Here is a 15860-nt window from a genome sequence, read left to right on the forward strand (position 1 = left end):
TAGTGCTTAAAGCTGTGATTAATACAGTTGTTAATCGAACCAGATAGCATATTTATCTCCTTGATAAATCAATAACTCAAAAAGATATGCATTTGCCAGTAAAAGCAAACCGCCAACTAATGCTGCTTCATTGATCAAACCAACGCAGCAGCTCAAAAAACCGCCAATGTGAGAAATATATTTAACCCGATTGGCTGCCGGTTTATTTGGGCGGGCGCTTAAAAAATTGAATGTAAACCAGCATTTTAAAAACAATGGTAGCTTCTGCCAGTCACTGGTTTTTTTATCTATCATAAAGTGCTCCTTCGTTAATTGTTCTATTTCCACATCTAAAGCTGCCGCAATACATTTCAAGGTTTCGTTACTTGGTGCTTTGCCACTTTCAATACGTTGTATTGTTCTTACATTTAAGCCAGACATCTGAGCGAGTTGTTCTTGAGAAAGTCGACGGCTTAATCGTAACTGCTTAACGATCATTGTTACCTCTATTGATATTCGAAATTTGATAGTGAATAAGTATCATGACCGTTGCTAAAAGTCCCCGACATTTACCCGACATACTATTAACTTTTTGATAAGTATTGTTTTTTTGTTTTTATTGCTCGTTGTGATGAACGATTGAAGGTGCGCACTAATTTTCTAGTTAATAACGGTAGCGGGTTTGCTAAAAAGTGAGTGATAAATAATTATTAAAAAAATTTTTTATCTCGATTGCCGCTATCTCTTGCTATTTCAGGCTTATGTTTTTTTGTTATTTACATCTTTCATATTTCTTTCAAAATATTTTAACAATTGACTGGTATTAGCAGATATTTCTGGTAATCTCTTACTCCCTTGAACGATAAATCCGCATATTTTTTGTTCAACACTTTTAATAGTGAAATAATTTATTCACATTAAAAAAATTAAAATAATAATAGTGTTAAAAGGATTTCATTCTTACCTTTTTCCTTAAGTAACAGTTATTTAGTTGTAGTTACAAGCCATAAAGAAACTTTTTCTTTGTGGGCTTTTGTGTTGCTTTTCAACAAAGTTATCCACAGGTAAGTAGCCTGTTCACTAATAAAAATGCTTTTCCTTATAGAGTCAGTGACTTGAATATGTCATGCTAGCGCAAATTTTTACTTAAAGGGTTTATTTCATGTCGAATACGCCATTATCACCGTTGATTTTAGTTGATGGTTCTTCTTACTTGTTCCGTGCTTATCACGTGCCTTATTTACAAGCCTTGTCTACTGCAGATGGTCAACCAACGGGTGCAATTACCGGGGTGTTAAATATGATCCGTAGTCTGAAAAAAGACTACCCTAACGGTAATATTGTTGTGGTATTTGATGCGAAAGGAAAAACTTTTCGTAATGACATGTACCCTGAATATAAAGCGAATCGCCCGCCAATGCCGGATGATTTGCGCACCCAAATTGCACCCTTACATGAAATTATTGTGGCGATGGGATTGCCGTTATTAGTGATTGAAGGTGTTGAAGCTGATGATGTCATTGGTACCTTAGCACATCAGGCGACTCAGGCGGGTATTGAAACGGTGATCTCTACCGGTGATAAAGATATGGCGCAATTGGTCAATGAACATGTGCGACTGATTAATACCATGACCAATGTTGAAATGGATGTTGCCGGTGTCATCGAAAAATTTGGCATTCGCCCCGATCAAATTATCGATTATTTAGCCTTGATGGGAGATAAGGTTGATAATATTCCCGGTGTCGAAAAGTGTGGTCCAAAAACTGCGGTCAAATGGCTGCTCGAGCATGAAAACTTAGATAATGTCATTGCTAATGCCGATAAAGTGAAAGGAAAAATTGGTGAGAACTTGCGCAATGCGCTGGAACAATTACCACTTTCCTATCAGTTAGCCACTATTAAACTGGATGTAGAACTGGAACAATCGGTCGAACAATTACAACCAAAGGACCCAAATAAAGCTAAGTTAACTGAGTTATATAAACAGTTTGAATTAAGACGACTACTTGCTGATTTGCAATCAGGAGAACAGCCTGCCAAAGAAGCCTCAGCAAATGATGACGAAGACGCTAATGTCGTTATCGCGCCCGAAAATGTCGATTATCAAATAGTCTATACCCAAGAGCAGTTTAATCATTGGCTTGAGCTGTTAAATAAAGCCGAGTCTTTTGCTTTTGATACTGAAACCACCAGCCTGGATTATATGAAAGCTGAGTTGGTAGGATTGTCTTTTGCGATTGAACCAGGGAAAGCGGCTTACGTGCCACTCGGACATGATTATCAGGATGCACCGCAACAATTAGCGATAGACTGGGTTTTAGCGCAGTTAAAGCCATTATTGGAAAGTACAAAAATCGCTAAAATTGGCCAGAATTTAAAATATGACGCTAATGTGCTGAGCCATTATGACATTAAAATGCAAGGAATAGCGTTTGATACCATGCTCGAATCTTATTGTTTAAACAGTGTAGCGACTCGTCACAATATGGACGCGCTGGCCGAAAAATATTTAGATTATAAAACCGTGCACTTTGAAGATATTGCCGGTAAAGGCGCTAAGCAGATAACCTTTAATCAAATTGATATCGATAAAGCAGGGCATTACGCGGCTGAAGACGCTGACATTACTTTGCGTTTACATCAGGCCATCTATCCTAAATTGGAAAAATTAAGCGGACAACACTCGGTTTATCGGGAAATTGAAATGCCGTTGTTACCAGTATTAGCGCGTATGGAACAACATGGGGTACTGATTGATGTTGATTTGCTGGCAGAGCAAAGTCAGTCTATTGGTGCTCGCTTGCAGGAGTTAGAAGTTGAAGCCCATAATATTGCCGGTCAAAGTTTTAATTTAAGTTCACCGAAGCAGTTGCAAAAGATCTTATTTGAAGAGTTAAAAATTCCGGTAATTAAGAAAACACCTAAAGGTGCCCCGTCAACGGCAGAAGAAGTCTTGCAAGAGCTGGCGTTGGATTATCCGTTACCAAAAGTCATCTTGGAAAATCGTGGTTTAAGTAAATTAAAGTCGACTTATACTGATAAACTTCCTTTAATGGTGTCGGAAAAAACGGGACGGGTACATACTTCTTATCAACAGGCAGTAGCAGCAACAGGTCGATTATCATCGACTGATCCAAATTTACAAAATATTCCTATTCGCAGTGAGGAAGGGCGCAAAATTCGTCACGCATTTATTGCACCGACAGATCATAAAATAGTTGCTATCGATTATTCTCAAATTGAATTACGTATTATGGCGCATTTGTCAGATGATCCCGGCTTATTAGCGGCATTTTCTCAAGGTAAAGATGTTCATCAGGCAACGGCTGCCGAGATATTTGGCGTAGAGCTTGAGCAAGTAAGCAGCGATCAACGTCGTAGTGCCAAAGCAATTAATTTTGGCTTGATTTACGGCATGTCGGCATTTGGTCTGGCAAAGCAATTGGGGATTGCTCGTAATCAGGCACAGCAATATATGGATAAGTATTTTGAACGTTATCCGAGTATTCATGGCTATATGGAAGAAACCCGCCAAAAAGCAACGGAGCAAGGCTATGTCGAGACATTGTTTGGTCGTCGTTTATATTTGCCGGAGATTAAGTCGAAAAATGCCATGCGCCGTAAAGGCGCTGAACGAGCCGCGATTAACGCGCCAATGCAAGGGACCGCTGCCGATATTATTAAAAAGGCGATGTTAGCGGTAGATCAGTGGATAACTGAGCAAAATGATAAGCGGATCAAAATGATCATGCAGGTACACGATGAGCTGATATTTGAAATTCATCAGGATATTGTTGAACAGGTGACAGAACAGCTGGTGGAGATCATGAATAGTGCGGTTGAGCTCAATGTACCTTTAATCGCAGAGGCTGGTATTGGTGATAACTGGGAGCAGGCACACTAGATTAAAATTCCAATCAATAGCGTCTTACTTTTAGCCCTTGCAGATTGATTGTTGGGGCTTTTTTATGTTCAAAATCCAAAAAAAAGGTAATTTTAATACATTTATGTAATTTAATTACATAAAATGCTTTACATGGGAGGAGTATTTACTCTATAATTACTCTCGTTCCTAAGCGAACGCTTGTTGTAATAATTTGTATATTCTAGCTTTCCTCATAGCTAATAAGCCGATAGTTTACCTGTCGGCTTTTTTTTGCTCGGTGCTATGTCCTAATTCATCTCGTTCTGTTTTGACTAAATATGTAATAATATTTCTAAATAGAAGAAGTAAGCATAGGAAAATTATATAATTTCATGCCGACGAAGGTTAGAAAGCGCGAACAGCAGACAGATATTTTTTATTATTAGTCAACGGTAGTTACTACAAGTATTGTTAAGGTTAGAAAGTTAATTCTTAGTCTATTTTGAACAAAGTAGTCGTCGTTAATGCCTATAATATTAAGTCCATTCCAACACGTTGTGGTTGATGCCAAAAGAAGTTATTGATTTATCCACATCTAAATACATAACTAATTAAATTTACGTTTATTTATCGTCAATTGGATCAATTATCGGGTCAATTGGACGAGGTTTACTACGACCGGTTTTACGCAACGCATCTCGCAGTACATATTCAATCTGCGCGTTTAAACTGCGCAGCTCGTCGTCAGCCCATTGTTGCATGGCATTGAGAATTTCTTCGTTGATTCGTAATGGATAGGCTTTTTTGGCCACGATTACCTCAATTGGTTAAGAGAACAAGAAAGGAGCACTAGTCTCCTTCGCTATTTTAATACAAGCTGCCAGCGTTGACGACCGGTTGTGCCGCTTCATCACTACAAAGTACAACCAAGAGATTACTGACCATAGCGGCTTTACGTTCGCTATCGAGTTCAACAATTTCACGCTCTGATAATTGGTTAAGCGCCATTTCTACCATGCCAACTGCGCCTTCAACTAATTTTTGACGGGCAGCGATAATGGCCATAGCTTGTTGGCGGCGTAGCATGGCATTGGCAATTTCTGGTGCATAGGCGAGGTGACTGATGCGTGCTTCAATAACATTCACACCAGCTTTTTCTAAACGTGCTTGCACTTCTTGTTTTAATGCCTCAGAAATTTCGACAGGGTTGCTGCGTAATGAGATGTCATCATCTTCATGATGATCGTAAGCATAGCTTGTTGCCAGGTTACGTAAGGCAGATTCGCTTTGAATTGAGACAAAGTCTTCATAATCGTCAACTTGAAATACCGCTTCTGCGCTATCGACGACTTCCCAAACAATGACTGCAGCGATTTCAATAGGATTACCATTTTTATCATTAACTTTTAATTTACCACTTTCAAAGTTTCTCACCCGCATAGATACGCGGGATTTAGTATAAAATGGGTTGGCCCAGCGCAGGCCTGACGCATGTACTGTGCCAGCATATTTGCCAAATAACTGTAATACTCGAGCTTCTTTAGGGTTGACCATAAAAAAGCCAAACCAGCAGATAAATACAGGGATCGCTAATAGAATACCGATAATGGCCTGACTACCTGAGCTGTGCATTATCGCATTGACGATTATGGCGAATGTTCCTAGCTGTGTCGCTAAAAGTACAAATATAAACATAATGCCATTTGGTGCTTTTATTTCTTTTTCTATCAGCATGTTTATGCTCCAAACTGTTTAAAGTGATATCATAATGATATCACTTTGTGTTTTTTGCAAGTTATTAAATAAAAATTTGTTGATTATTGATAAATGGCAACGAGTAATAACGGATAATCAACTTATTCAATGGCGGTGAAATAAAGGCTCTGGTGACGTCAGGTATTGATGATTAGCTTGGTTTTAGTAATTAGAGCAGTAGTTGCTAGGGGGAAATTCTTAATCATTTGTTAATTGAACGACCTGATAGCCGCGATCTTGTAGGAGCTGTAATACATTATTTTCGCCAACGAGATGTCCAACACCAACTAAGACAAACTCTGTATCGTGATCATCAAACATCTGCTCTATTTGTCCTATCCATCGTATATTTCTGTCTGTCATTATTAATTTGAACAGTGTGGGATTATCAGCTTTCATCGGTTCAATAATCAGTTGAGATAATTTGTTTGTATCTCCGTTACGCCAGGCAGATAACAATTGTTGAAATACGGTTGGAAACTCATCTAAATGACTTAACGTGTCGCTAATAAATTTATCCGGGTCAGTTTGTCCCATTTGCGTTAGTAAATTAAGCTGAAAAAATGCTGATTCAAGATATTCAATCTTTTTATTGTCTGCTTTTGCTTGTTGCTCAAAATACAAATCAACCCCAATATTGGTAATATTGGCTTTTTTCGCTGCTAGTTTGGCTAATAAGCTCGCAACATAACCCGGCTTAAATTGATTTATTGCTGCTAGATTGACGCCGGCTGCTTCTAGGTAAGTAGTTAATGTTTTTAATGTTTTTTGACTTAAATACTCAGTTAATGATTGTCCGGGAGCCAATGCTATCGCTTTCGCAAGTTGTTGTTGAAATTGTCTATCACTCGGTTCAGGTATGGCAGTTTCCAATACGAGACTATCGCTGGCTTGATAGGCTGTAGAATAGCTTTGCGGTAAAGGTAAGGCTGAATCTGGTAGTATGTGGATAGTGCCACCGATAAAAATGCGCTGATCGGCCTTAGTTACTTGCCATACTGCGGAATCAGCTAAGCTAGGAGAACTAAATATCAATAACAGAACTAGGGTGATCACTTTGCTTAGCACGCTGTTCATCGAAACGCCTGTTGTGTTGGTAATATATAAGTCATTCTAATAAACACTAGTGGATAAAGATAATAAAAGTAAACAATCAACAGATTCTGCTTTGCTGTTGCGAGTGATTTATCTTGTTTAACCTATTGTTAATCTAATTTTTAAGGCGAGCTAGTGCTAACTATGTTAAGTTTCTGTTATAAAACTGATGGTGCTAGTGACTAAAATAATCCTGATAGATCAACAGCCTCTAGTTGTCAGTTAGACGAAATAGTTTATATGGAGAAAATAAATGAAGTTGTTAGCAACACTAACTCTTCTGGTCAATGTTGTATTCAGCCATAGCGTATTTGCCAATACTAAAGTGGATGATATTACAGCCTTTACCTTAGAAAACGGTATGAAAGTCATGGTATTAGAAGATCATTCGATCCCTAATGCCAATATGTATTTATTCTGGAAAGTAGGTTCACGCAACGAATATCCGGGGATCACTGGATTATCGCATTTTTTTGAACATATGATGTTTAACGGTGCAAAGAAGTATGGCCCTAAAATGTTTGATCGTACGATGGAAGCGGCTGGTGGCAGTAATAATGCTTATACCACGGAAAACTTAACGGTTTATACTGACTGGTTTCCTGCCTCTGCGATAGAAACCATGTTTGATTTAGAAGCGGATCGCATCGCGAACTTAGCGATAGATGAAAAAATGGTGGAAAGTGAGCGTGGTGTCGTAACATCAGAACGTAGCACTGGTTTGGAAAATTCCAATTACCGCGCGATATCGGAAGAAGTGAAAAATGCTGCTTTTCGTGCTCACCCTTATAGTTGGTCAGTGATCGGTCATCAGTCTGATATTGATAATTGGAGTCTCGACGATCTTAGAAAATACCATAAAACTTATTATGCACCGAATAATGCGGTAGTCGTCATTGCTGGCGACGTCACTGTAGCGCAAGTTAAACAATTAGCTAAACAGTATTTTGAGCCAATTCCTGCACAAGATGCGCCGCGGAAAGTTCATACTGTCGAGCCTGAACAAAAAGGTGAGCGCCGGGTTTATTTGCAGAAACAATCGGTAACTACTCCTAATATTTTAATGGCTTATCATGTGCCTGAAACTCAGCACAAAGATTACTATGCGTTAGATATTTTAAATGACGTGCTCTCTACTGGTGATAGCTCACGTTTGCAGGCATCGCTAGTCAATGAACAACAACTGGCTAGCTCAGTATTTACTTATCAGCCGCAATCTATCGATCCTAACCTTTTCTATATTTATGCCGTGGCAGCAAAAGATGTCAGCGCGCAGCAGTTAGAGCAGGGCATCATCAAAGAAATCAATAAAGTGATGACTGAAGGTATTAGTGAGCAGGAATTACAGAAAGTGAAAAATACCAAGTTAGTGGATTTTTACCGTCAGATGGCAACCATTAATGGTAAAGCCAATACCATTGGCAGCTATGAGATGTATTTTGGCGATTATCAAAAGCTATTCAGTGCGCCACAAACGTATGATCAGGTGACAGTGGCAGATGTGCAGGCTGTTGCAAAAAAATATTTAAGAAAGGCCAACCGTACCGTCGGAGTTTTATCATCACAGGAGGATAGCAATGCAACGGATCTTTAATTCTCTTATTGCGCTATTACTTATTAGCGTCAGTTTTTTCACTCAGGCAGGCTATCAATTACCAGACTATGAAAAAGTCACATTGGAAAATGGCTTAACGGTTTACTTAATGGAACAAAAGGAAGTGCCATTAATTGATGTCAATATTGTGGTGCGGGCTGGTGCGATAGAAGACGGTAATAACGCTGGTATCAGCTACCTTACCGCTAAAAACATGATCTTAGGTAGTCAGCAATTGTCGAAAAAAGCGCTAGATCAGGCCGTTGATTTTGTTGGCGCGGAAATTTACAGCTCGGCAAATTTAGAGTTTGCCACTATCGGTGCGTCCTTTGCTGCTAAAGATAAAGCGCAGCTATTGCCGATACTGCGTGATTTGATAATAACACCGCGCTTTGATGCCGAAGAGTTTGATAAATTTAAGCAACGACATTTACTTAATTTGCAACAGAATAAAGAACGCCCCAGTGCGGTAATTAATAATTATTTTAATCGCTTACTATTTGGTAAACAGGGTTATGGTGCTGTGGTACAAGGAGACAATAAGTCGGTTGATGCCATGCAGTTAACTGATATTAAAGCTCATTATCAAAAGTGGTATCAGCCAAAAAATAGTGCGGTAATAGTGGTTGGTGATTTTAACAGCCAGCTGATGAAAACCCAATTAAATACCTTGTTCGGTGGCTGGAAAAATACTGCAGAGGTGCAACCCTCAAACATTGCCATGGCAACGAGCCCTAAAAAGCCTCAACTGTTATTAGTGAATAAGCCCGACGCTAGGCAATCAACATTTTTGATTGGCGGTAAGGGGATTGCTAAGAGTAACCCTGATCGTGTTGGCTTGTCAGTGATTAATACCATTTTAGGCGCAAGATTTACCTCTTGGTTAAATGATGAATTACGGGTCAATGCCGGTTTAACTTATGGTGCTCGCAGCCGTTTTAATGCCTATAGCCAGGACGGTAGTTTTGTTATTTCCACATTTACTAAAACAGCAACCACGGTTGAAGCGATTGACTTAGCATTAAAAACTTATCAGCGTTTATGGCAGCAAGGTCTTGACCAACAAACGTTAGCGTCAGCAAAAGCTTATGTCAAAGGGCAATTTCCACCTAACTTTGAGACTTCATCGCAGCTTGCTCGACTGTTAGCGGATATGTATGGTTACCAGTTTGATGAAAATTATATTAATAGCTTTGAACAAGCGGTTGATTCTTTAACCTTAGAACAAACCAAACAGCTTATTAGCCAATATTTTCCTCAGCAAAATTTACAGTTTGTTGTGATTGGACAAGCGGATGAATTGAGAGAAAAGCTGGAAAAATATGGTCAGTTATCGGAAGTACAAATTGCTGATAACGGTTTTAATAGTAAATAATCATTCGGTTTAATAATAACAGGATCAGGAGAATGACATTGAGAAAATGGACAAGCCTATTGTTGCTGTCTTGCTTAGCTGCTTGTCAACAAACGGCACCGAGTAATGAACAGCAATCATCAACACCTTTGATTCAAGGGGTTAATTTTGTTGAACAGGTAGTTGCTAAGCCAGAAAAAATAGTTATTCCTTATAAAAAATATGTACTTGATAACGGCTTGACCGTTATCTTACATCAGGATAATTCAGATCCTTTGGTGCATCTTGATGTTACTTATCACGTTGGCTCAGCCAGAGAACAAGTTGGTAAATCTGGTTTTGCGCACTTTTTCGAACACATGATGTTTCAGGGCTCAGAAAATGTTGGCGATGAACAGCATTTTAAAATAGTTACTGAGGCGGGTGGGCAATTAAATGGTACTACCAATAGTGACCGTACTAATTACTATGAAACTGTGCCAGCAAACCAATTGGAAAAAGTGTTATGGCTCGAAGCCGACCGCATGGGATTTTTATTGGATGCGGTGACCCAAGAAAAGTTTGAAGTGCAGCGAGAAACGGTAAAAAACGAACGGGGACAAAATTATGATAACCGTCCGTATGGTTTATTGAGAGAACGAGTTGCTGAGGCGCTTTACCCGGCTGGACATCCGTATTCGTGGCAGACCATAGGTTATCTGGAAGATTTAGATCGGGTTAACGTTAATGATCTGAAAGCATTTTTCTTACGTTGGTACGGACCTAATAACGCTACTATCACTATCGGCGGTGATATTGATGAAGCACAGACGTTAGCATTAGTGAAAAAATATTTTGCTTCTATACCTCGTGGTCCTGAGGTGGCAATGCCTGAGAAATTACCAGTAACGCTTGATAGTGACCGTTATATCTCGATGGAAGATAATGTTCATTTACCTTTGCTCTATATCTCGTTTCCAACAGTTCATGGACGCCATCAAGATGAAGCGGCGTTAGATGTGTTGTCATCTATTCTAGGTGGCAGTAAAACCTCATTACTGTATAAAAATTTAGTGAAAAATCAGCTCGCAGTGCAGGCGTCGGTGAACCACCCTTGTGCTGAGCTTGCGTGTAGCTTTAATTTGCTTGCTTTACCTCATCCCGCATCGGGTAAAAGCCTCGCGGATCTTGAACATATTATTCGTCAAACCTTAGTTGAGTTCGAACAACGAGGGGTAGAAGATGATGATTTAGTTAAAGTGAAAGCACAAATGGAAGCCAATATGATTTTTGGCCTGCAAAGTGTTTCAGGAAAAGTCAGCACTTTGGCTGCTTATCAAACATTTACTGGTGATGCTAATTATATTGCTCAAGATGTCGCTCGTTATAATCAGGTGACAAAAGCTGATGTGATGCGGGTGTTTAATCAATATATTAAAGGTCAACATAGTGTGATCATGAGTGTGGTACCCAAAGGTCAATTAGCGTTAGTGGCAGCGAAAGATAATTTTACTCCGCCGGCACGTCAGATAGCACCGACCAGTGAGATTGCTAAAGAAGATGTTGAAGTACGTAAAGCAAAAGACAATTTTGACCGCAGTGTGATGCCTAAAGTACCAGTAAATAAAGCGGTAGATGTACCAAAAATGTGGCAGCATACAATGGCTAACGGGATTAAAGTCCTAGGTAGTCAAAGTACTGAAACGCCAACAACGTCGATGTTGATCAAAATTCCCGCTGGACATTATTATGAAATGCCGGAGAAAGCCGGATTAGTGTCGTTATTAGCTGATATGCTGAATGAGTCAACGACTAAGCGTAGTGCGGAAGATATGAGCCAGGCACTGCAAAAGTTAGGCAGTTCAGTTTCTATTTCTGCTGGCACGCAATATCTGAATGTTAATATTAATAGCTTAACGAAAAATCTGATGCCGACACTGGCGCTGGTTTACGAGAAGTTGTTATCACCCGCCTTTATTAATAGTGAGTTTGCCCGAAATAAAAGTAATGCGATTCAAGGGGTAATTAATAGTAAAAAAGATGCGAGTTATTTAGCATCAGCGGCTTATCGTCGTTTATTACATCAAGACAATATCGCTGCCTTACCTGTCGGTGGTACTGAAATCAGCCTAGCGAATATTAGCCTGGAAGATGTTAAGGCATTTTATCAGCAGCAGGTCAAACCGTTTAATAGCCAGTTGATTGTGGTTTCCGATTTACCTGAGCAACAAATGATGACTGCCATCGAACTGTTTAAGTCTTGGCAAGGTAAGGGGCGTGAATTGCAGTTAACCTTGCCTTTACCTGATACGAAGGCGGGAGTGATTTATCTGGTCAATAAAGACCAGGCGGCGCAGTCAGCAATACGCATTGGTAAACGCTCGATGAAGCAGGATATTGTGGGTGAGTTTTATAAGTCGAACTTGATGAATTTTATTTTAGGTGGGGCATTTAATAGTCATATAAACTTAAATTTGCGCGAAGATAAGGGTTATACCTATGGTGCAGGTTCAAGTTTTCGTGGTAATAAATTTTCTGGCCAGTTTTTTGCGGGCGCAGAAGTTAGAGCTGACGTGACAGATAAATCACTAGTAGAGCTGCTCAAAGAAATTAGCAATTATGCCCAGCATGGCATTAGCGATAGTGAGCTGGAATTTATGCGCAGTGCGATTAATCAAAATGATGCGCTTAAATATGAAACACCTCGTGCTAAGTTATCGTTTTTAGCACAAATTCTGGAACATGACTTAACCCCCGATTTTGTAAAAACGCGTAGTAAAATTGTGGCTAGCATTAGTAAACAAGAAATCAATGCGTTAGCGAAAAAGCATTTAAATATTGATGAGATGTTTATTGTTGTGGTGGGTGATGCAAAAACCTTAACGCCACAACTGAAAGCTTTAGGCTATTCAGTGATTAATTACGAAATTTAATTATTAATAGACAATGCGTACAGCAGCTATTCAGATATATCTGAATAGCTGCTTGTTAATATTAACTGTCAGTCCATGGCATATTAAAATCAATTTCTTTTTTTAATCGGCTAAAATCAATGGGTTTTGTGAGATAGCCTTTACCCCCTACGGCTTTGGCTTTGGCAATGTCGCGGCTATCATGAGAGCCTGACATAAAAACAACAGGTATATCGGCTCTGCTCGCAGATTTCTTGATCCGCTGACAAAAAGAAAAACCATCCATTTTTGGCATTTTTATATCGAGTAAAATCATGCTAGGTTTGATTCTGGTCAGCAGTTTTAACGCATCGATGCCGTTTTGTGCAACGTGAATTTGATGACCTAAGTCTCCTATCATTTGCGACACTACCCGAATGTTGATTTTACTGTCATCAACGATCAGTATGCTCGATTGTAATTGTTCATCCATGATATTTTATCTTTAGCATAGTGAATGAATTAAGCATAGAAAGTTCAGATAGCGTTGTAAAGTTGTAATCTTTTGATGGATGCTAAACCAAGCAGCGATCACTATTTTTGGGCTATATTGTTCACTGATGACTGGGCTTTACCTATTGCTCTTCACTAAAGTTATCCAGGATGACTGGGCCAGGACCTAATTCCGCAAGTTTGTCTTGAGCATTATACAATGGGCACTTTTTCATCGATAAACAACCACAGCCAATACAGCCAGATAAATAGTCTTTTAAGCGATTAAGGTATTGAATACGGTTGTTGAGACTGTGTTGCCAGTGCTTGGCTAAGCGCTCCCAATCAGTATGGTCTGGTGTTCTGTTATTAGGTAGGCTAGCAAAAGTCTGTTTGATTTCCGCTAGACTAATGCCCATTTTTTGCGCCGCTTTTATAATAGAGACCCGCCTTAATACGTCTTTTTTGTAGCGACGTTGATTACCCAGGTTACGCCAGCTACGGATCAACTGCTTTCTTTCGTAAAAATGTAGGGTAGATACTTTAACGCCACAGCGTTTAGCGACTTGCCCGACAGTTAAATTGGCTTCTTCCATTTTCCCTCCGTTGCAATGTTTTAACTTTACGTAAAAAAATACTTTACATCAACTTAAGTTGAGGTTTTACAGTAAGCGCCGTTCATATCAAAAAAAGGAGCATTACTATGCAGTTAATTCAACCTCAGACAAATAATAAACAAGTATTAAAGCGGCGATTATTAAAGCTATCACTGAAAGTATTCAATGCGACAATGGCGGGAAAATAATATGATCAGAATAGAACATTTGAATTTAGTAGTGGCAGATCTTGAGCAGGCATTAACTTTCTATCAAGCCGCGTTTCCTTATTGGAAAATACGTCAGCGCGGGCAAAGTCCGTGGTCGGGTAAAATGAGAAACTGGTTACATTTCGGAGATGATTTTCAGTATCTCACTTTCAATGATAATGGTGTTGGCACTATTAGAGAACTAGCGGGTCATCAAGTAGGATTAGCTCATTTTGCTTTTGTCGTGACTAATTTGGAGCAAGTAATTCAACGACTTGAACAAGCAGGTTTTAACATTGCTAAATCTGGTGCAGACGAGCCGTTTCGCAGAAATGTTTATTTTATTGACAATGATGGTTTTGAAGTGGAGTTTGTTGAATATCTCAGTGATCTGCCAGAGCAACGTAATCTATCAATTTCATAATTCACAATATTCACTAATATCCAATTTATTTAGCTAAGTGGTAAATTAGCGAAGTTATGGAAAAAATTCGCTAAGCGGTGTTGATTTCATTTAAACTAGTCTTAAGTTAGGTGCCAGTATATAAAGCTAAATTTAAACATATATTATTAAATGGTTAAGTGCTGCTGGTAATATTTTGATGAAAACACCTAAGGCCTAGTTGTTGTGACGAAAAACCTGATCCCTGTGGGTGAAGTAAATATTGATTTTTATAATGCGATGTTTGGTAGTGTGCATGCTTGCAATAGTATGAGCGCTATAGAAAGTGGTACATATGGTCGTGTGGTGAATATGCTTAAAGATCCAAAGGAATTGAGTGATCGCATGCCGCTGTTACCGGAAATGTTGATCAAATTGTTGGATGCGTTAAAAGATCCTCACAGTGATATTTTTACCTATTTAGCCATTATCGAAAAAGACCCGACCTTTGCCGCCAAGGTAGTGGAAGTAGCAAATACTGCTAGATACAATCGTAATAACACCGAAGTGGTTTACTTACGTAAAGCGGCATCATTTTTAGGTACTTCCGGTTTAATGAAAATCGCCAGCACTTTATTATTGTCAGAAGTGATCCCTTGCGAACCCATATTTTATAAACTCTATGGCCGACAGATTTGGACACATTCAGTGCAATGTGCCAGCTTGTGTGAATTATTGGCAAAAGAAGAAGGCGATAATGAGGCTGATGCTTATTTTATTGGTTTGATTCATGATTTAGGACGAATTATTGTTTTTCATTGCTTAACTGAAGTGACAGGCAAGACATTCCGCTCATTAATGCCGTCCAGTCGGGAGTTTAAAGTATTGATGACCGACCTTTCGTTAGAGATCAGCCATTTATTAGCACAAGAGTGGCAACTACCTTCAATTTATATCGTGGCGCTTGAGCAGCAAAAAGAGCAAACACATGATACGTTAGCTGAGCTACTATTTCGTGCTAATCGCTTAAGTGAACATTATTTGTTGTGGCAAAAACATGATGTTGTGATGAAAGACTATCAGAAGTTGCAGCAGCAATTAGCAATCAGTGATCAGGTTTTTGAACAGTTTAATGAGCTTGCACCAGAAATAGCCGCTAATATGAGTTAATGGCGGTTTGTGCGATTAAATCCGTTATGCTGTTAATTAACTCACTGTGAAAGGCTGATATATTGGCTTTGTCAGTTATGAACAGTTCGACTATTTTCGAGATTAAACATACTATTATGCTTAAACTTAATGTGAATCATCTATTTCTATCAATGGAATCTAATACACCGTATTAAAATATCTATTAATAGTTAATTATTTTCAAAGGGTTAAGTATTAATCCTGATCTTGTATAACTTTCTTATTCAACAGCCGATTCATTTAGGGTAGAACCTCCGTTATATTCAAGATGATTTCATGTCATAGATCTGAATGTTAAGTCGTATTTTCCGCAGACGTTACTTAACTGAATCATAGCGTAAGTAGCAATTTATCGGCAGTTTCTGTTTGACACCTAACTTTTTTTTCACTCATTAATCTCTATTTATAACTAAAAAGAATAACTTCGTTCAAAAGGAATTCAATATATTGTATGCAATATATTGAATTCCTTTTG

The 15860-nt window shown here is 38.9% G+C and carries 12 protein-coding genes; 6 read left to right on the forward strand and 6 right to left on the reverse strand.

Going from position 1 to position 15860, the window contains the following annotated elements; all coding sequences use genetic code 11:
- Positions 1-30 precede the first annotated feature (30 nt).
- Positions 31-477 (reverse strand): helix-turn-helix domain-containing protein, encoded by a 447-nt coding sequence (locus QQK06_RS09845; RefSeq protein ID WP_284244489.1) that lies wholly within the window; start codon positions 475-477, stop codon positions 31-33.
- Between the two features lie 664 nt (positions 478-1141).
- Here QQK06_RS09845 and polA point away from each other — a divergent pair.
- Positions 1142-3886 (forward strand): DNA polymerase I, encoded by a 2745-nt coding sequence (polA, locus tag QQK06_RS09850; RefSeq protein ID WP_284244490.1) that lies wholly within the window; start codon positions 1142-1144, stop codon positions 3884-3886.
- 584 nt (positions 3887-4470) lie between these two features.
- On the opposite strand, the gene QQK06_RS09855 is transcribed toward polA, so the two are convergent.
- The 3 genes from QQK06_RS09855 to QQK06_RS09865 form a co-directional block, all read right to left on the reverse strand.
- Positions 4471-4659 (reverse strand): type II toxin-antitoxin system antitoxin, encoded by a 189-nt coding sequence (locus tag QQK06_RS09855; protein ID WP_431313643.1) that lies wholly within the window; start codon positions 4657-4659, stop codon positions 4471-4473.
- A 55-nt stretch (positions 4660-4714) separates the two neighbouring features.
- Positions 4715-5581 (reverse strand): SPFH domain-containing protein, encoded by an 867-nt coding sequence (locus tag QQK06_RS09860; protein ID WP_284244491.1) that lies wholly within the window; start codon positions 5579-5581, stop codon positions 4715-4717.
- 219 nt (positions 5582-5800) lie between these two features.
- Positions 5801-6679: a TraB/GumN family protein gene (locus QQK06_RS09865; protein WP_284244492.1), complete on the reverse strand. Its 879-nt coding sequence runs from the start codon at positions 6677-6679 to the stop codon at positions 5801-5803.
- A 271-nt stretch (positions 6680-6950) separates the two neighbouring features.
- On the opposite strand from QQK06_RS09865, the gene QQK06_RS09870 reads away from it, so the two are divergent.
- The 3 genes from QQK06_RS09870 to QQK06_RS09880 are packed head-to-tail and all read left to right on the forward strand — an operon-like array spanning position 6951 to position 12557.
- Positions 6951-8291: a M16 family metallopeptidase gene (locus QQK06_RS09870; RefSeq protein WP_284244493.1), complete on the forward strand. Its 1341-nt coding sequence runs from the start codon at positions 6951-6953 to the stop codon at positions 8289-8291.
- Positions 8275-9666, forward strand: a complete 1392-nt coding sequence (locus tag QQK06_RS09875; protein WP_284244494.1) for a M16 family metallopeptidase — start codon at positions 8275-8277, stop codon at positions 9664-9666. The genes QQK06_RS09870 and QQK06_RS09875 overlap by 17 nt, the downstream gene beginning before the upstream one ends.
- Before the next feature lie 32 nt (positions 9667-9698).
- Positions 9699-12557 (forward strand): M16 family metallopeptidase, encoded by a 2859-nt coding sequence (locus QQK06_RS09880; RefSeq protein WP_284244495.1) that lies wholly within the window; start codon positions 9699-9701, stop codon positions 12555-12557.
- Positions 12558-12618: 61 nt separating this feature from the next.
- Here the strand turns inward: QQK06_RS09880 and QQK06_RS09885 are convergent, their stop codons facing one another.
- Both QQK06_RS09885 and soxR read right to left on the reverse strand, forming a co-directional pair.
- A complete protein-coding gene (locus QQK06_RS09885) occupies positions 12619-13008 on the reverse strand; it encodes a response regulator (RefSeq protein ID WP_284244496.1) in 390 nt (129 codons plus the stop codon).
- Positions 13009-13150: 142 nt separating this feature from the next.
- Positions 13151-13603, reverse strand: a complete 453-nt coding sequence (soxR, locus tag QQK06_RS09890) for a redox-sensitive transcriptional activator SoxR (protein ID WP_284244497.1) — start codon at positions 13601-13603, stop codon at positions 13151-13153.
- A 210-nt stretch (positions 13604-13813) separates the two neighbouring features.
- Between soxR and QQK06_RS09895 the strand changes: the two genes are divergently transcribed.
- Together QQK06_RS09895 and QQK06_RS09900 are read left to right on the forward strand one after the other, a co-directional pair.
- Positions 13814-14236 carry a VOC family protein gene (locus QQK06_RS09895; RefSeq protein ID WP_284244498.1) on the forward strand — a complete coding sequence of 141 codons (423 nt, stop codon included), beginning with the start codon at positions 13814-13816 and terminating at the stop codon, positions 14234-14236.
- Between the two features lie 204 nt (positions 14237-14440).
- Positions 14441-15364, forward strand: coding sequence for an HDOD domain-containing protein (locus QQK06_RS09900; protein ID WP_284244499.1), 924 nt, complete (start codon positions 14441-14443; stop codon positions 15362-15364).
- The last annotated feature ends 496 nt before the right edge of the window (positions 15365-15860 follow it).

The organism is Thalassotalea insulae (assembly GCF_030161395.1).
Classification (GTDB): Bacteria; Pseudomonadota; Gammaproteobacteria; order Enterobacterales; family Alteromonadaceae; genus Thalassotalea_E; species Thalassotalea_E insulae.